We start from the raw sequence: 17,030 nt of genomic DNA, 5'->3' as shown, positions 1-17,030 counted from the left end.
TATTTTAAACAGAATACAAGCAAAAGGAGCAACCTAAGCCGGAAGCTCCTTTTTTTATTTAGACAATGTCTTTGGATATTGATAATAAAGAGTTTAATAATGATATTAGTGATTCACTTTTTAATGGATTGTAACAATTTATTACATTAAATGAACAAATGAAACTAACTGAATAGGATTGAATAGGATTAATCTATAATTAGTGATAAAATAAAAAGACATACAGATTAAACTTTCAACTATTTAATGGAGGCACTAGAGTTAATGAAAAAGTTTTTTGCTTATATCAGTATTGTCATCGGGGGATTAGCTGCCTTAATTATTGTAGGGGCTTTCGTTGTAATGCTGTTTCAGACACGTTTGGAAACATCCAATGAACGCTTGGCATTGCGGGAAGAGGAGCGCTCTTCGATTGAAGACAAATGGCTCGCTGCCCATGAAAATGAAGAAAACATTACACTTGTCATTGAAGATGTCGCAATCAATCAAGATAGTGGCACACTGAAATGGTCGGATTCTCAGGAAAGAAAGGGATTGGTTTATTTTTCAGTCGAATCGGATGACTCGATTTCTTTCGCAGAAGCTGAAAGTAACTTTCCAAAAAATATGCCCAGTTATCCAAAATATTTTCGCGAAGCGATCTCAGAAAAGATTCGAAATTAAGAACACGAGACTAAAAAGATTCAATTTTTTAGAATAACTGTGTAATTGAATTAAATTGTACTATAATTAGTAGAGTAAGAAGAATGAAGGAGAAGATGGCTAATGATTCAAAGGATTTATGATAAAGAAATATTTGAAACGATCGAGAAGGAAAAAAAGCGTCAGGAAGAAAACATTGAACTGATCGCTTCGGAAAACTTTGTTTCACAAGGTGTTATGGATGCACAAGGCAGTATTTTGACAAATAAATATGCAGAAGGATACCCGGGAAAACGATATTACGGTGGATGTGAATTCGTTGATGTGATCGAAAACTTGGCCATCGATCGTGTGAAAGAATTATTCGGCGCCGAGTATGCAAATGTTCAGCCGCATTCAGGCTCACAAGCCAATGCCGCTGTTTTCCAGGCTTTTCTCGAACCGGGAGATACCTATATGGGGATGGACTTGACTCATGGCGGGCATTTGACCCACGGCTCTCCGGTAAACTTTAGTGGTAAATTATACAATGTTATCCCATACGGCGTTGACAAAGAAACAGAAACAATTGATTTTGACCAGGTCAGGGAGTTGGCTTTAAAACATCAGCCTAAAATGATTATTACCGGTTACAGCGCCTATCCAAGACCAATCGACTTCGCTAAATTCCGCGAAATCGCAGATGAAGTCGGTGCGTTACTGATGGTCGATATGGCGCATATCGCAGGGCTTATCGCGACAGGCGAACATCCCGATCCTGTCCCATATGCTGATGTGATCACAAGTACGACGCATAAAACCCTGCGTGGTCCTCGCGGCGGACTGATACTGGCTAAAGAAAAATACGCTAAGAAATTGAACAGTGCTATTTTTCCAGGAACTCAAGGCGGCCCGCTTGAACATGTGATCGCCGCAAAAGCGGTCGCATTTAAAGAAGCTCTTCAACCGGAGTTTAAAAGCTATACAAAACAAATCAAGGCAAACACGAAAGCAATGGCCGAAGTATTCCGTGATTCCAAAGGACGCCTCATCAGCGGGGGAACCGACAATCATCTGCTGCTGATCGAAGTCACAGACTTTGGGATGAATGGAAAACAGGCAGAAACCTTGCTGGACAAAGTTGGCATAACGGTAAATAAAAATACGATTCCATTTGAAACACTCAGTCCATTCAAAACCAGTGGTATTCGAGTAGGCACACCTGCGATCACTACGCGCGGGTTTAAAGAGGAACAAAGCAAACAAGTCGCCAAACTGATCATCGATACGCTGGAAAATAAAGACGACGATGAAAGATTGGCTGAAATTAAAAAAGCTGTGCGTGAGTTAACCAAACGCATTCCTTTATATAAGTAAACACGAAAGCTCCCAAACCACTAAAGCGGTTTGGGTGCTTTATTATTAAAAGACTTTATCTGGGTTCAATCGGTTGTCCGGATCAAAGACACGTTTTATTTTTCTCATATAATCGAGGTTGATAGTTTGAGTCATTCGGCCCATGTATTCCTTTTTAACGATACCGATACCATGTTCGGCAGAAGGCAGTCCACCCAATTCATCCACTTTCTGATAAAGATCTTTGAGCAGGGCAGCCCGTTTTTCCGTCCATTCTTCCTCTGTCAAATCATCTTTCATAAGAAGCGTATGAACATTTCCGTCCCCGGCATGGCCGAAATTCAGTACATTCAATCCATGTTTTTCCTGCATTGCTTTCGTTGATTCAATGAGTTCCGCAAATTTATTGATCGGCACCACTTCATCTAAAAGTTCAAACTCGGTAAATTTAGTTAAACCAAGCAGGATATTATCGCGCAGTGCCCAGTTTTTCTCCGCTTCCTCAGCATTCAATGCATGACTCTCCAGCGTCAGGTCGCTCGTTACAGACTGCACAATATCAATGCGTCCGTCTAGTTCTTTTTGATCGTTTCCGTCCAGGCTGATCATGAGATACGCCTGACCGACTTGTGATTTTAAAGGGTAACCTAGATTTTCTTCAGCATAATGCAGTGCAGACCGTTCAAAAAGTTCGATGCCTGAAGGATCCACGCCACTTTTTAAAATCTCCAGAGTCGCTTCGGTTGCCTTTTGCGCTGTTTCGAAGGCTTGAAGGATCGTGACATTGGCTTTAGGCAGAGGAATAAGTTTCAAACGAATACGGGTCGTGATACCTAAAGTTCCTTCAGAACCAATAAACAAATCTTTCAAATCATAACCTGAACTGCTCTTAATGTTCAAGCTTCCTAAGGTCATTTCCTCGCCGTCAGGTAGGACGACAGTCATTTCTCTTACATAATCCCGGGTCGTACCGTATTTAACTGCACGAAGGCCCCCGGCATTGGTTGCCACATTCCCACCGATCGTTGAATGCTTAGAAGCAGGATCAGGCGGGTAGAAATAGCCTTTATTTTCAACATAATCATGAAGGTCACCGATCAGCACACCTGGTTCGACGGTCAGAGTTAAAGTGTCTTCGTCCAATTCAACAATCTTGTCCATCAAGTGGACATCGATGATCAATTCGTTGCCCTGGATCGGCACTTGAGAACCAGCGACGCCCGTCCCGGCCCCCCGAGCGATGATCACCAAATCTTTCTCATTGGCAAAGCGGACGAGTTCTTGGACTTCTTTATGTGTTTTTGGTAAAGCAACGGCATACACCGGTTTGATATTTTTCACATACGTATCCTGATAGTATTGATCTGGGACAGCATCGCCCACGAACAGGCGGGACGCATCCTGGATAATTTCTTTTAACTGCAGCATAAGATTCCTCCTGAGAATAGAAAGTCTTTTATTTGTAATCTTATTTTAGCTTAATCAAACTATGGATGTCTAATAAATAAAGGCTGTTCAGTCATTCAGGTACAAATAATCATGAAGTGAAACTTTTGGAGATGGAAATCTTCTATAAGAAAATGATTCATACTCTGAAACAAACTGGGAGCCAGAACGAATTGCTTTAAAAAATAAGCGTAAAAATAAAGAACCCCTTACTATAGTTGTTAACAGTAAGGGGTCTCTTGTATATAACTGTGGGGAAAAACGGATAGTGATACAAAATCAAAGGGCTTTTAGATCCAGTTCTTCTAAAGTTGCATCAATAAATTCACGACGCATTTTGAAGTCACTACCGTATTGCTTGACTGCCGCAATCTCACCTTGATTGGAATAAAAACCAGCGTATTTCTCAGGTTGCCTGACGGCTTTGATTACAGATTGGCTGCCTTCTTCTACACTGACGAAAAAAGGATCCAAGAGAGCGAAAATAGCATCAGCAACTTTTCTACTTACATTGTCTTTGCCTAAATTTGTGGAAACAGCCCCAGGATGAACAGCCGTTGTTCGCAGACCTTTTCTTGAATAAAACTCATGCAATTCCTGAGCCAGATAGAGTATCCCAAGTTTTGATCGTCCGTATCCTGAAATAGCATTGAAGCGTTTCGGTTTGAAAAACGGCTTTTTCATAGGTGCAAACTTATACGCACCGGAAGTTACAACCACGACTTGCTTTTGTTCACTTTTCATAACCAATGGCAACAGTTCATGAGTAAGGAAAAAAGGCCCGATGTAATTGGTCGCCATCATTAATTCGTATCCATCTGCGCTTTTTTTGTGCGTTGTCGATACGATACCGGCGTTGTTTACTAGACAGTCGATGTGGTTAACTTTGTTCTTGATATTTTCTGCAGCCTGTTTCACAGAATCCAAAACACTTAAATCACACTCGATGATTCCAAGATTTGCCTCAGGATTCAACTCAAGCAGTTCCTGTTTCAAATAAGCTGCCTTTTCCATATTGCGAGCCAGCAGAAGTATCCGGTCAAAGTCATTTACGAGTTCTTTAACGGCCGCACGTCCGATTCCCGACGTAGGTCCGGTGATAGCTAAAATCGATTCAGTCATAATATTCTCCTCCAGTTTATTTTTCTGCTTTTGAACGAGTTGCTAAATTGATTGATTTATCCTATTTATACTCCAAAAAAAATTATTTATGGTCAAATTATTCTGCTTCTTTTCTTTTTTCAACGATTATTCTTGTAAGGTAAGCGAGGGGTATAGTAATCAGAAATAAGCCACTTACCAGCGTAATACTATTAAATGTAATCTGCCCATTTTTAATAAGTGGTGTAGAAGAAGAAACAGAAATATAGATATTAAGCAAGCCTACCAGTGAAAAAATAGATACATATACAACAGGTTTATACTTTTTTTGAAATAGGCTCCTTTATACACACTCATGGCTGTAAGGTATAATACTGAAATAAATGCGATTAACATAAATTCTAGTTCTTTCGTTTCAGCCCACTGAATTTCAAAAATAAAAGTTAGGAAATAATTTAGAAAAATGAGTACTGCTAGTAGTACAAAGGAATAAGTACCAAACTTATAACGTATTAATTTCTGATATTCATCAAATTGATTCATTAAAGTGTCCTCCTGAAATAAAAAGTTTACTTTTTGACTTTCTAAGTGTTTTATACATCATTTCTTTTTTCAACAGCTACTCTTGTAAGATAAGCAAGAGGGATAGAAATAAAAAGCAAACCAGGTACTAGTGTAATACTATTGAAGGTGACATAGCCTTCTAATATGATTGGTGTAGAATAAGAAATCGAAAGATAGATATGAGCCAAGCCTATCAAAGTAAATAAGAAGACATTTACCTTAGGCCTTTGTTTTTTTCGGAAATAAGCCCCTTTATAAACACTCATGGCTACAAAATATACCGCTGTACCAAATGCTAACAGTATAAATTCTAGTTCTTTCGTTTCAGCCCATTGTATTTCAAAAATAAAACTCAAGAAATAATTTACGAAAGTGAGTACTGATAAAAGTATAAAAGAATAAGTACCGTATTGATAGCGTATTAATTTCTGATATTCGTCGAAACCATCCATATTACTTTCCCTCCCAGAACAAGTCGTTAAGTGTGACGTTTAATGCCTTACAAATACGTATACATAGATTAATGGTGGGATTATAGTCACCACGTTCAATGGCGCTTATTGTCTGACGCGTGACATCCACCATATCAGCCAGGTTCTGTTGAGATAGATCCAGTCTGGCTCTGGCCGCCTTAAGTTTTAAGTTTTTGGCCATAAATATTCTCCGTTCAGTCATTTTTATCTAACTTAATGTAAATTATATCATACATAATGATAACTATAAAGGCTATCTTTAAAAAGATAGCCTGAATTTATTAAATAGTAGTTTTAGCCTTTACTAACATAACCACTATTCCTTAAATAATCTACAGTATCCTTTTTTAGTTTTTCAAAAGGTTCATTCGATGTTGTCATCTGGAGGATAAAATCTATGCCTGCCTTTGTTGGAAATGATGTATGGTAACCGTTTATTTTTTATAATATTTTAAGATAAAAGATAGTTTATCATTTTTCAACAAGCTCTTCTAATAAAACATGATATTGTTCCACACTTTCTTCTATAAGAACATCCATGTCCTGCTTTTCTGTTTTCTTTTTTAATATAACAATTCCTCTCGAATCGATGATGTATTCAATTTGGTCTCCTGTTTCAAGGTTTAACGCTTCCTTTACGTCCTTTGGCACAGTCGTGATATCACTGTTGCCTGACTTTCTGATTTTGTAAGGACCTACATTATTGATGCTTTCTTTGCTAAGCATAGTTGTTTCCCCTTTCTATTATTCTGTAGATTTAATATAACATAATATATACTAAAAGGTTAAGTATACACAGTATATACATAATGTGCTCTTACATTTCACCATTTGATTGTAAATCTAAATAACAATCAAAAATTTTAATCGTAATACACTTCATCCAAAAACAAGCCTTGAGCAGGGACGGTCATACCGGCGTCACGTCTTTTGCCGCTTTTAAATACCACTTCAATGTCATCCAACTCTAACGTACCGGTACCGATTTCCAGCAAGGTGCCAGTTAAAATCCGTACCATTTTATGCAAGAATCCTTCGCCGACAAAGGTAAAGTGCAGCAAATCTCCTTCTTGTTCAATTGAAATTTTTTCCAAAGTACGAACAGTCGACTTTTTTGACTTTCTAAGCGCTGAAAAACCGAGGAAATCGTGCCGTCCAGTTAGTTTTTCCGCAGCCCTTTGCATCTTTTCTATATCTAAATTTTCAGGGTAATGAAAGCTATAGTTACGTTCAAACGCCGATGGAATATCCTGGTTCCAGATATAATAGCTGTACTGTTTACCCTTGGCATGGTAGCGCGAATGAAAACGTTCAGGCACTTCCTCCAGTTTTTTAACGATAATGTCTTGCGGAAGGTTCTTGATCAGAACTTCCTGGATGTCTGAAAGATCCATATCTGATTCTGTCTTGAAATTAGCGATTTGTCCCCGAGCATGCGTGCCGGCATCTGTGCGTCCGGAACCCACGATCTCGATTTCTGTTCCAAGCAGCTGAGAAAGGACGTGCTCGATTTTCCCTTGGATCGTCTTAGGCGAGTCACCCAGGCGCTGCCAGCCCAGGTAGCGATATCCATCATATTCGATCGTCATTTTTATATTTCTCATACTATCCCTCTTATCGTTTTTATTAATTACTATGTTAACGAAGTAAATCCTTCTATCTCTATGATATACTATTTGAAAAAGGAATACAGTTTTTGCAGAAGTCTCTTAATAAAATACTTCATAAAAGGGGGATGAAGAGTGGATATACTTGTTGGAAGTGAAAATTGGAACCAGGCGGCTGCTTTGTATGTGAGGATGCAGGTATTTGTCATTGAACGGAATATTTCTTTGAAAGATGAATTTGATTCCCTTGATCAGGACGAAACGGTTTATGTAGTCATTTACGATGACGAGAAGCCTGTGGCGACGGGACGGCATAACCAAGTCGATTCGGAAACGATACGGCCTGGAAGAATCGCGGTACTCAAAGAATACCGAAAAAAAGGACTGGGAGAAGTCGTCGTCAAAGAACTGGAAAAGTTAGGAAGAAGCAAGGGCTGCAGCAAATCAGTCATACATGGAGAACTTTCAGCGGCTAAGTTTTATGAAAAGCTAGGTTACACCATAACCTCGGATGTTTACGAAGAAGACGGCGAACCGTGCGTGACGCTGACGAAAGAGCTGATATAAACTTTTCAATGCTTAGTCATAACAACATTACAGTTTGGGGAACATAAGAAAGTCCCCGTATACTTAGATTGCAAGTTTAAACGGGGACTAATTTAATGATAATAAATACGCTGAATCACTTTTTACTTGCAGCGAAAACTGATGGATACTTATTTGGTCAAAGTAGAGGTTCCATTCAGTTTCTTTAACTTAAAGGAGTCAAAGAGTTGGAGTGTAATTAGATAAATAATGAAGACAATGAAGAGACTGCTCCACCGTGTCAGCCCAGTAAGACTGGTTGCTATAGGGACTAAAATCAAACCAAGAATAAATCCAAAGAAAACAAAGGGACCATTACTTATCTCAACGGTATCTCCATCATTCACTGTCAATGTGTTGCTTTTACCATTCAACTGTTTTATTTGAATCACAGAATTTTCTTTTGTAAGCTCAATATCTTTCGTTTCACCTTGAGTGATTTTTGCAGTTTTTTCACCATTCACTCTGACTTTATACTTAATGAAGCCCCCAACTGTACTCGTGCTTCGCTTTAATCGGACTGTCATACCGATACCTCCATTTATGTACTTATATTATTAAACCAGTGCAATGAGTTTAGTTATAGAAAGGATTATCGAAATGATGCGCATTCAACTTTTAAAAAGTTTCAGTAATCGCAAGAAGTGCTTTATGAATTATTTTAGCTGAGGATCTTTGACTTTGGTTAATTTGAAAGTGTCAAAATAGCCAAATAGAATGACAAGGAGTATGATGTTTAGCGTATAATAAACACCCGTACCCATGAGACCGAAGTAAATCAGTACATAGGTGAAAAGCAAATAACTCATGATTTTCAAAATATACCATTCGGACAGACTGATTTTGATATAATCCCCGTTTTCAACTCGCAGCTGATTGCTTCTGCCGCCTAACTTTTTGACTCGAATCTTAGCTGTTTCTGCTGGGATCTCTACTGTTTTCTCTTCCCCTAAATCAACATTAATGAAACGAGAGTCATTGATTTTAATATTATAACCTGTAAATACACCTGGGACGTCCTTTGCAAATACAGTAATTTTCATAGATACCTCCATCACGTCGAGAGTATAGTTATATGTAGCGTGTAATCGTTTGTGGTTGCACATGTAGTATACCACATTGAAAAGGTGAAACAATTTGAAAACTTTCGGACGGTGCATGACACTGAGAAAAGACTCTAGCCGACATTATTCTTATCAAAGGGTATAAACTTCTTGTTTGCGGCTTTTTTTGCTTGTATAAAATCATTTTTGTTCAATCAGGTATATCGTTTGAATGCAGAATTTATATGTGTTAACATCATGCTTGTGCATGTGTAAGTTAACATTATTCAAAATGAAAAATGACTCAATATGAAGCTTTTTTATTGAACTTATTACATGCGATATTATTAGGAGGTAAAAAATGAAGAAGTCGAAATATCGTAGATTATTAACTGTGTTACCTATCTCTTTCATTTTGTTTGGATGTGAATCAGGAGACGAAACGAAAGATGAGGCTGATAACCTCTCGGAAGCTGTCGATTATACTTTCACAGGTATCGAAGCAGGGTCAGGTATAACAGAATTAACTCTCGATATGATCAACGATTATGATAATTTAGAGGGCTGGGAAGTAAATAAAAGTTCCACGGCAGGAATGATCACAGCGCTTGATCGTGCTATTGAAAATGAAGAGCCGATCATTGTTACAGGCTGGAGTCCTCATTATATTTTTGCGGAACATGATTTAAAAATATTAGATGATCCTAAAAATTCCTTAGGAGAAGAAGAAACCATCAAGACAATCGTCCGTCAAGGATTAGAAGAAGATAAACCGAATGCATACGAAATTATGGACCGATTCAGCTGGGACAAGGAAGATATGGAAGAAGTCATGCTTGAAGCCCAGGAAATTCCTTTCGAAGAAGCTGCTCAAAACTGGGTCGATGAGAATGGCGACAAAGTTTCAGAATGGACAGAAGGCAGCGAAACCGTTGATGGCGAACCGTTCCATCTGATTTCAACACCTTGGGATACTGAACGTGCTTCATCCAACGTCATGGCCATCGTTTTAGAGGACTTGGGCTATGAAGTGGATATCACTAATGTCGATCCAGTCGTGATGTTCCAGGCGATTTCAGAAGATGAAGGAGATGCCAGTCTCTCACCTTGGCTACCGACAAGTTTTGGCGCTTACTATGAACAATTTGAAGGCCAATTTGAAGATCTCGGACCAAATATGACAGGCGTTTCAAATGGTATAGTTGTACCTGCTTATATGGACATTGATTCCGTTGAAGATTTAAAACCACGCAAATAAAATAAATAATTTATAACTCTTGATTTATCTCCTTAAGATGAATCAAGAGTTTTTTAACATGTTCTGAGCTACAAGATTGAGTCTGTAGTTTAGTAAAGCTATAATTCGGCGTGAAATTAAGAAGACGAAGGAAGAATGAGCCGAAAAAGTCCAAGTTCGGCAGATTCGAGGCGCTGCAATCATAGAACCGGCCGAACATGCTCCAGGTTCGGCGTGAAATTGAACTGACGAAGTTTGAATCAGCCGAAGATGCCCAAGTTCGGCAGATTCGAGGCGCTGCAATCATAGAACCGGCCGAACATGCTTCAGGTTCGGCGTGAAATTGAACTGAAGAAGTTTGAACGAGCCGAAGAAGTCTAAGTTCGGCAGATTCGAGCCACTGCATTCATAGAAGCAGCCGAACATACATCAAAACTCAATAAAGTTAAAATTTAAAAACAAAATAAGCGGAAAGATTAAATCAAATCCGTTAATAATAATTATTTATTTTATTAGAAAAGTTATGGTCACAGTCCACGATTGATTCGTTTGCTTAAGCAGCTTTAAAAGGAGAAAACTTCTATCGAAATAGAGTGAAATCGAACCGTATTTTTGATATAGTGCAAGTGACTAGAAGGGTGGGAGTAACATGAGAAGTTTGAATATCGCGCACAGAGGATTCAGTGGTTTATATACAGAAAATACAATGCAGGCATTCAAAAAAGCTTACGAGGCGGGAGCTGATGGGATAGAATTGGATGTCCGTCTTTCAGAAGATGGAAAAGTCGTTATTTTTCACGATGCAAAATTGAACAGAATGACGGGGGAGAAAGGGACGATTCATGAACACAAACTTGAAGAGCTCGAGAGGTATCCACTGATCAGCAACTCACTGCCAAACGAAACGGACCATGATTATATCCCGACACTTACAGAATATCTGAAATGGGCAAAAGACAAACCGATCATAACGAATATTGAGCTGAAAAGTATCAAAAAGAATTACCAGCTGGAACTTCGTGTGGCAGAAATTATTCAAACATATAAAGTGGGTGAGCAGGTAATTATTTCTTCTTTTCTGGAAAACAGTCTGAATCGGATGAAAATTTTAGCCCCCAGAATAAAAACAGGGCTACTGCTTTCAAACTACGATGAAAATGCCATAAAAGTGGCCAAAGATATGGATTTGGATTATGTGCATTTGAAGGCAAACAATTTAACTGAAGAAATAATACGAGCTGCAAATGAACATGGAATAGGAATAAACACATGGACAGTCAATGGACAAAAAGATTTGGAAAAAGTTAATACTCTAGGATTACACGGAATCATTACTGACTATCCTGATCGCTTGCGCAGCATTCAGTATCCTGAACAGTAGCCATTTGTATGTTCAATAAAAATGATACCAAAACAGTTTAGTGCTGCGCTGGCTTAACGGAATATCAAGTCAGCAGCAACAGCACGCTGTAACCCACTACGCCTGAGACAAAGGCGGTGAAACTACTTTTTCTCTGTTCGGGCAATTCTTCTTTCAAGATATTCAAGATAATACCACCAGCCAGGAATGCAAAGAGTGCTGATACAACGAATTGATTGATTTCAAGTGTGTATCCTAAAACGAATCCAAAGACACTCCCAAACGAGAGGATCCACCTTCCATATTTATCATATACACTCTTATAATGTACCCTTAACCCTTGATCAACAACAAAGAAATGAAGGCCGATAGCAGTCGCATACAATAACAAGGAAACCAGAGAATCGTTTTCTCTATTTACCAGTAAATAACCAGTCACAGCATTATAAATAGCAGTTGAAGTGAGATGAATCCAAAACACACTTTTTAGAGCAGTTTGATCAGTATCCTCTTTTTTGTCTTTAGAGAGTTTACTCATGCGTTCCAGCCCATAAAACACGGTCAACCCAAAAAGGGAAATAACGTAGATATGACTTTCCAAAGATTGTAAAAAGTTATTGGTCAAAAGTTCTTCAATCGTTTCCTGGTTCTCACTAAGCTCTGGAAGGATACGAATAAGCGCATAAGAAACCGCCACACCCCCAGCAACAGACAGGAATTTACTTCTCGGTACTCGATTCAAAACTTTCAAGTAAGTCGTACTCAAATGAATCGCTACAAACGTCAAAGTTATCAGTAAAGGAATAAGCATAAAACCTCTCCTCGATTTTTATAGTAGTATACATCGTATTCAAAAGAACTTCTTACAAATAATTCTACTATAGTTTTCTTTGAAACTCTAACTTTAGAGATGGTTGGCTGATTTTTGAGCGGTAAAACTAAAGTTCAGGTAGAAAATACGTATGATAGACAAAAGAGACATCACTCATTTTTGAGGATGTCTCTTTTTAATTGTGAAAAAATTGTAGCCTTATTTCTATATAGTTTTTCTGACATTTTGAAGCTTTGTTTTGGATACGCATTGCATATATCTCTATGTTGTTCTAAAATTAGGAAAATTTAAATACATTGCAACGATAGTATTGTACAGGGGAAACGGCCAAAAAATATTTTTTCTTAACTCCCTATATATAATTCTAATAGTCTCTTTTAATCCAGAATACGATTTAAAAAAATCTTTTTACTAATAGGTTTAATAGATATACCTTCTTAAGACTGTTATTATGAATTATTCTAATTACGAGAGATTCAATAAAAGTCTATTTCTGTTTCTATAACTGATTTATTGTGATAGAATAAATTATAACAACGATGAAAAGGGTTTCAAAACATCTGGGATATATTTGAGGTAACATATTTAAGTGATACAGAATGAATTAGTTATAAAACTAATGCTTAAAAATCTTCTGAAAAGAATTATGGACAGAGTTATCTCCTGACTTATAAATTTTAATTAGTAACGCATTAATTAGACTGTGATGTCTCTGTCTTAATTGATAATATGTTTAATTATGATTTTGATTATATGAATTGATTTTTAATTAAGAGGTGAAGAATAAAATCAGTTTATTAGCGGAACAATCTATAGTAGATTTACGTTTGATGATACGAGTTCTAATGAATTCTTTCTTAAATAAAATAGAATTAGTAGAGTTAAGAACGAAAAAGATTTAAAGTTACTGTATACTAAATACTAATTTGTGAAAGGAGATTTTTATGGTTATCTATACTACAAATGAATGGAAAGGTTACGGCAAGCAAAATTATTATTGGAATGAATATAGATTAGAAGAAAACGAAGTTAATAAATATAAGTGTCACAGACAAAAATTTTTTGATGGTGATGAAAATATCTGGGACACAGATGAAAATCTTGAAGAATCTTGGACTTTAGATGATTCAAATATGCCAGAGTGGTTACATCAATATCTCTAAATACATTTCAATTATAAACATTAGAAGCCCGCTGTAATTAAGCTGCGGGCTTCTAATGTTTTATTTAATTATAATCCACGTGACATTATTTAATGTGTTAGTGTGAAAAAATATTCAATTTTTCTAAGGTATAGAATCTTAAAACTTTAAAATTACTGATTTATAAACTTATATTTGCGACTACTCCCACTCAACTGTGGAAGGTGGCTTGCTCGTTATGTCGTACACGATACGGTTGACGTGATCGACTTCATTGACGATACGGACCGAGATCTTCTGCAGGATGTCCCATGGGATGCGGGCGAAGTCTGCTGTCATGCCGTCGATTGAGGTGATGGCGCGGATACCAATCGTATAGTCATACGTTCTCGCGTCACCCATAACCCCCACACTTTTGAATCCAGGTAAGACCGTGAAGTATTGCCAGATATCGCGGTCTAAGCCAGCTTCTTTGATTTCGTCACGTAAGATTGCGTCGCTTTCTCTGACGATTTTCAGTTTATCTTCAGTGATTTCACCAATGACCCGGATGCCAAGGCCTGGTCCAGGGAAAGGTTGGCGCCAGACAAGGGACTCAGGCATGTTGAGTTCTATCCCGAGTTCACGCACTTCATCTTTAAATAAGGTATTCAAGGGCTCGATCAGCTCAAAAGTCATATCTTCTGGTAGTCCGCCGACGTTATGATGCGACTTGATGGTCTGAGCTGTTGCAGTGCCGCTTTCGATGACATCGGTATAAAGCGTTCCTTGGGCGAGATAGTCGATACCGTCGAGTTTGGCTGCTTCATCATTGAAGACATAAATAAATTCATTTCCGATAATTTTACGTTTTTGTTCAGGATCAGAAATGCCTTCCAGTTTTCTTAAAAAACGATCTTTAGCATCGACCCGAATGATATTCAGACCAAACTTCCCTTCCAAACTTTCCATGACCTGGTCGCCTTCATTTTTACGGAGTAGTCCGTGATCGACAAAGATACACGTCAGCTGGTCACCAATGGCTTTATTTAAGAGTACACCGACCACACTGGAATCCACACCACCAGACAGGCCAAGCAGTACTTTTTTATCGCCGACTAAGTCTCTGATTTTTTCAACTTCCATATCGATGAAGTTCTGCATACTCCAATTACCGGAACACTCACAGACATTGAAGGCAAAGTTACGCAGTAGTTCATTACCGTGTTCAGTATGCCGTACTTCTGGATGGAACTGCACGGCATGAAAATTCTTGTCGCTATTTTCTATGGCACTGATCGGACAGTGATCATTGGATGCGGTGATTGTAAAGCCTTCTGGGGGAGATGTCACATAATCTCCATGACTCATCCAGACATTTTCTTCTGCTTCAAGAGATGTAAATAAATCTGCCGTACGGTCAGTGACTGAAATTTCAGCTTTACCGTATTCACGATTTTCACTCGGTTTCACTTCGCCGCCAAGCATATACGTCATAAGCTGCATACCATAGCAAATTCCTAGAATCGGAATACCTAGATTGAATATTTCTGGATCAACTGAGAAAGCACCCTTATCGTAAACACTCATGGGGCCACCGGAAAAGATAATGCCTTTGACGTTCATTTTTTTCAGTTCTTCGGCCGTTGTTGTATGAGGAAGGAGTTCAGAGTACACACCAAATTCTCTGATGCGACGTGTGATCAGCTGATTATACTGGCTCCCGAAATCCAGTACGACGAGTTTCTCTAATGTTGTTGTATCAATGACTGAAGTCACGTGGTTTCCACCTTTCGATTTAGCTGTAACACTTTAACGCGTAGTATAATTCGGTGCTTCTTTTGTGATCTGTACATCATGTGGGTGGGACTCTTTAAGACCCGCGCCACTCATTTGAACGAACTGGGTTTCTTCGCGTAAAGCTGTGATGTCTTTGGCACCAACATAACCCATGCCCGAGCGTAGTCCGCCAAGCATTTGGAAAATAACTTCTTGAAGGCTGCCTTTGTATTCGATACGCCCTTCGATGCCTTCAGGGACCAGTTTATTGGCTTCGTTAACTGAGTTCTGGAAATAACGGTCGCTCGAGCCTTTTTGCATGGAGCCTAAGCTGCCCATGCCTCTATATGTCTTGAATCGACGGCCCTGGAAGAGTTCGAATTCGCCAGGCGATTCATCGGTTCCGGCTAAGAGACTTCCCAGCATGACAGCGTGCCCGCCAGCAGCCAAGGCTTTAACGACATCGCCAGAATACTTGATTCCGCCGTCTGCAATGATCGGCTTGTTAAATTCTTTAGCAACGGTCGCTGCATCATATATAGCTGTGATTTGTGGCACACCCACACCAGCAACGATACGGGTCGTACAGATAGAACCTGGACCGATACCTACTTTCACAACATCAACGCCTGTCTCAAAGAGAGCCCGTGCTCCTTCACCTGTTGCAACATTGCCAGCTATCAATGCGACGTCTGGAAAAGTTTCGCGAAGTTCCTTGATTTTTCTTATCACACCGGCACTGTGTCCGTGTGCGGTGTCGATAACGATCGCATCCACGCCGGCATCTATGAGTGCCTGTGCTCGTTCAAAGGAATCACTGGTCACACCAATGGCGGCACCAACGAGTAATCGGCCGTGTTCATCTTTGGCAGCATTTGGGAATTGAACGACTTTTTCGATATCTTTAATAGTGATCAGACCACTCAATCGACCGTTTTCATCCACTAAAGGCAGTTTCTCGATTTTATGTTTTTGCAGGATCTTTTCCGCTTCTTCTAAAGACGTTCCGACTGGAGCTGTAATCAGATTTTCATTGGTCATTTCTGTACTGATTTTTTGCGTGTAATCTGTTAAAAAGCGCAGATCGCGGTTAGTTAAAATGCCGACTAAAACACGGTCTTCCATGGTGTTGACTAGAGGCACACCACTGATCCGGTAACGTGACATCAATGCTTCTGCGTCGGAAATCAGGTGATCAGGCGTTAAGTAAAAGGGGTCGATGATGACACCATTTTCCGAACGTTTCACTTTGCGGACTTCCATTGCCTGTTCTTCCATAGACATATTTTTGTGAATGATTCCAAGACCACCTTGACGTGCCATCGCTATGGCCATGCGTGAATCGGTCACGGTATCCATGCTGGCACTTATGATCGGCATCTTGAGCTTTACTTTATCAGTGAGTGTTGTGCTCAAATCCACGTCGTTAGGCAAAACATGACTTTCTTGAGGTAGTAGTAGTACATCGTCAAATGTTAGTCCTTTTTTAACAAATTTAGTTTCCCATTGAGTCATAATTGAAGGTCCTCCTTTAAATTTAGGTCGAAACAGTATGAGATTTTAAGGACTAGTCTATCAAAGCAAGCGGAAGGGGTCAAAGGGAATTTATCCCTTTTTGTAGTATGAGATTTCGATGAAAAAGTTCTGTTAGATAAGGTAATTAAATATAGCGCTTCAATTGTTGATTTTATTAGATTGTGTTGACTGACTGATTATTAAAAATATAAACAGTGAAATAAAATCTAATCAAAATATAATAAAAATTTTTATTTTTTATTAAGGCATAGTTAGTATCTTAAATAAAAAACACGAATAATTTATCTTTTAAAAAGCTAATAATAACTAAAACACGAACAATTATATAATCATTGAATTGTAAATAAGTGAGAATGAAATGCTGATTTT

At 38.6% G+C, this 17,030-nt stretch carries 17 protein-coding genes; 6 read left to right on the top strand and 11 right to left on the bottom strand.

What is annotated here, in order from left to right; genetic code table 11:
- Window positions 1-264: 264 nt before the first annotated feature.
- The gene (locus tag AKA01nite_RS03660) at window positions 265-663 is read left to right on the top strand and encodes a hypothetical protein (RefSeq protein WP_146923915.1); all 399 of its coding nucleotides are present in this window, start codon (window positions 265-267) and stop codon (window positions 661-663) included.
- A gap of 102 nt (window positions 664-765) precedes the next feature.
- Window positions 766-1,998: a serine hydroxymethyltransferase gene (gene glyA, locus AKA01nite_RS03655; RefSeq protein WP_146923913.1), complete on the top strand. Its 1,233-nt coding sequence runs from the start codon at window positions 766-768 to the stop codon at window positions 1,996-1,998.
- Between the two features lie 45 nt (window positions 1,999-2,043).
- Here glyA and AKA01nite_RS03650 read toward each other — a convergent pair whose 3' ends face one another.
- From AKA01nite_RS03650 to truA, 6 genes are all read right to left on the bottom strand, one after another.
- A complete protein-coding gene (locus tag AKA01nite_RS03650) occupies window positions 2,044-3,405 on the bottom strand; it encodes an FAD-binding oxidoreductase (RefSeq protein WP_246116980.1) in 1,362 nt (453 codons plus the stop codon).
- Between the two features lie 297 nt (window positions 3,406-3,702).
- A complete protein-coding gene (locus tag AKA01nite_RS03645; RefSeq protein WP_146923911.1) occupies window positions 3,703-4,545 on the bottom strand; it encodes an SDR family NAD(P)-dependent oxidoreductase in 843 nt (280 codons plus the stop codon).
- 572 nt (window positions 4,546-5,117) lie between these two features.
- The gene (locus AKA01nite_RS03640) at window positions 5,118-5,540 is read right to left on the bottom strand and encodes a hypothetical protein (RefSeq protein WP_146923909.1); all 423 of its coding nucleotides are present in this window, start codon (window positions 5,538-5,540) and stop codon (window positions 5,118-5,120) included.
- A 1-nt stretch (window position 5,541) separates the two neighbouring features.
- Window positions 5,542-5,742, bottom strand: coding sequence for a helix-turn-helix transcriptional regulator (locus AKA01nite_RS03635; RefSeq protein WP_146923907.1), 201 nt, complete (start codon window positions 5,740-5,742; stop codon window positions 5,542-5,544).
- Between the two features lie 290 nt (window positions 5,743-6,032).
- A complete protein-coding gene (locus AKA01nite_RS03630) occupies window positions 6,033-6,287 on the bottom strand; it encodes an AbrB/MazE/SpoVT family DNA-binding domain-containing protein (RefSeq protein ID WP_146923905.1) in 255 nt (84 codons plus the stop codon).
- Between the two features lie 137 nt (window positions 6,288-6,424).
- Window positions 6,425-7,165: a tRNA pseudouridine(38-40) synthase TruA gene (gene truA / locus AKA01nite_RS03625; protein ID WP_146923903.1), complete on the bottom strand. Its 741-nt coding sequence runs from the start codon at window positions 7,163-7,165 to the stop codon at window positions 6,425-6,427.
- A gap of 138 nt (window positions 7,166-7,303) precedes the next feature.
- On the opposite strand from truA, the gene AKA01nite_RS03620 reads away from it, so the two are divergent.
- On the top strand, window positions 7,304-7,735 hold the full coding sequence (locus AKA01nite_RS03620) for a GNAT family N-acetyltransferase (RefSeq protein WP_246116979.1): 432 nt from the start codon (window positions 7,304-7,306) through the stop codon (window positions 7,733-7,735).
- A 149-nt stretch (window positions 7,736-7,884) separates the two neighbouring features.
- Here AKA01nite_RS03620 and AKA01nite_RS03615 read toward each other — a convergent pair whose 3' ends face one another.
- Window positions 7,885-8,280, bottom strand: coding sequence for a hypothetical protein (locus AKA01nite_RS03615; protein ID WP_146923901.1), 396 nt, complete (start codon window positions 8,278-8,280; stop codon window positions 7,885-7,887).
- Window positions 8,281-8,409: 129 nt separating this feature from the next.
- On the bottom strand, window positions 8,410-8,796 hold the full coding sequence (locus tag AKA01nite_RS03610; protein WP_146923899.1) for a hypothetical protein: 387 nt from the start codon (window positions 8,794-8,796) through the stop codon (window positions 8,410-8,412).
- Between the two features lie 361 nt (window positions 8,797-9,157).
- Between AKA01nite_RS03610 and AKA01nite_RS03605 the strand changes: the two genes are divergently transcribed.
- Window positions 9,158-10,054, top strand: a complete 897-nt coding sequence (locus AKA01nite_RS03605; RefSeq protein WP_146923897.1) for a glycine betaine ABC transporter substrate-binding protein — start codon at window positions 9,158-9,160, stop codon at window positions 10,052-10,054.
- Between the two features lie 628 nt (window positions 10,055-10,682).
- The gene (locus AKA01nite_RS03600) at window positions 10,683-11,414 is read left to right on the top strand and encodes a glycerophosphodiester phosphodiesterase (protein WP_146923895.1); all 732 of its coding nucleotides are present in this window, start codon (window positions 10,683-10,685) and stop codon (window positions 11,412-11,414) included.
- Window positions 11,415-11,478: 64 nt separating this feature from the next.
- Here the strand turns inward: AKA01nite_RS03600 and AKA01nite_RS03595 are convergent, their stop codons facing one another.
- Window positions 11,479-12,204, bottom strand: coding sequence for a hypothetical protein (locus tag AKA01nite_RS03595; protein ID WP_146923893.1), 726 nt, complete (start codon window positions 12,202-12,204; stop codon window positions 11,479-11,481).
- A 965-nt stretch (window positions 12,205-13,169) separates the two neighbouring features.
- Here AKA01nite_RS03595 and AKA01nite_RS03590 point away from each other — a divergent pair.
- Window positions 13,170-13,388 (top strand): hypothetical protein, encoded by a 219-nt coding sequence (locus tag AKA01nite_RS03590; protein WP_146923892.1) that lies wholly within the window; start codon window positions 13,170-13,172, stop codon window positions 13,386-13,388.
- A 180-nt stretch (window positions 13,389-13,568) separates the two neighbouring features.
- On the opposite strand, the gene guaA is transcribed toward AKA01nite_RS03590, so the two are convergent.
- On the bottom strand, window positions 13,569-15,125 hold the full coding sequence (guaA, locus tag AKA01nite_RS03585; protein ID WP_146923890.1) for a glutamine-hydrolyzing GMP synthase: 1,557 nt from the start codon (window positions 15,123-15,125) through the stop codon (window positions 13,569-13,571).
- A 33-nt stretch (window positions 15,126-15,158) separates the two neighbouring features.
- Window positions 15,159-16,640 carry an IMP dehydrogenase gene (gene guaB, locus AKA01nite_RS03580; protein WP_146923888.1) on the bottom strand — a complete coding sequence of 494 codons (1,482 nt, stop codon included), beginning with the start codon at window positions 16,638-16,640 and terminating at the stop codon, window positions 15,159-15,161.
- Between the last annotated feature and the right edge of the window lie 390 nt (window positions 16,641-17,030).

Source organism: Alkalibacterium kapii, from assembly GCF_007988865.1.
GTDB lineage: Bacteria > Bacillota > Bacilli > Lactobacillales > Carnobacteriaceae_A > Alkalibacterium > Alkalibacterium kapii.
Note: the sequence above shows the minus strand (reverse complement) of the source record. Positions and strands in the feature narration are given on the sequence as shown.

Coding starts and splice junctions, on each gene's coding strand:
- AKA01nite_RS03595 (WP_146923893.1), bottom strand. CDS start 12,204: ATGCTTATTCCTTTACTGATAACTTTGACGTTTGTAGCGATTCATTTG.
- AKA01nite_RS03650 (WP_246116980.1), bottom strand. CDS start 3,405: ATGCTGCAGTTAAAAGAAATTATCCAGGATGCGTCCCGCCTGTTCGTG.
- AKA01nite_RS03645 (WP_146923911.1), bottom strand. CDS start 4,545: ATGACTGAATCGATTTTAGCTATCACCGGACCTACGTCGGGAATCGGA.
- AKA01nite_RS03610 (WP_146923899.1), bottom strand. CDS start 8,796: ATGAAAATTACTGTATTTGCAAAGGACGTCCCAGGTGTATTTACAGGT.
- AKA01nite_RS03635 (WP_146923907.1), bottom strand. CDS start 5,742: ATGGCCAAAAACTTAAAACTTAAGGCGGCCAGAGCCAGACTGGATCTA.
- AKA01nite_RS03640 (WP_146923909.1), bottom strand. CDS start 5,540: ATGGATGGTTTCGACGAATATCAGAAATTAATACGCTATCAATACGGT.
- AKA01nite_RS03600 (WP_146923895.1), top strand. CDS start 10,683: ATGAGAAGTTTGAATATCGCGCACAGAGGATTCAGTGGTTTATATACA.
- truA (WP_146923903.1), bottom strand. CDS start 7,165: ATGAGAAATATAAAAATGACGATCGAATATGATGGATATCGCTACCTG.
- AKA01nite_RS03630 (WP_146923905.1), bottom strand. CDS start 6,287: ATGCTTAGCAAAGAAAGCATCAATAATGTAGGTCCTTACAAAATCAGA.
- guaB (WP_146923888.1), bottom strand. CDS start 16,640: ATGACTCAATGGGAAACTAAATTTGTTAAAAAAGGACTAACATTTGAC.
- AKA01nite_RS03660 (WP_146923915.1), top strand. CDS start 265: ATGAAAAAGTTTTTTGCTTATATCAGTATTGTCATCGGGGGATTAGCT.
- glyA (WP_146923913.1), top strand. CDS start 766: ATGATTCAAAGGATTTATGATAAAGAAATATTTGAAACGATCGAGAAG.
- AKA01nite_RS03615 (WP_146923901.1), bottom strand. CDS start 8,280: ATGACAGTCCGATTAAAGCGAAGCACGAGTACAGTTGGGGGCTTCATT.
- AKA01nite_RS03590 (WP_146923892.1), top strand. CDS start 13,170: ATGGTTATCTATACTACAAATGAATGGAAAGGTTACGGCAAGCAAAAT.
- AKA01nite_RS03605 (WP_146923897.1), top strand. CDS start 9,158: ATGAAGAAGTCGAAATATCGTAGATTATTAACTGTGTTACCTATCTCT.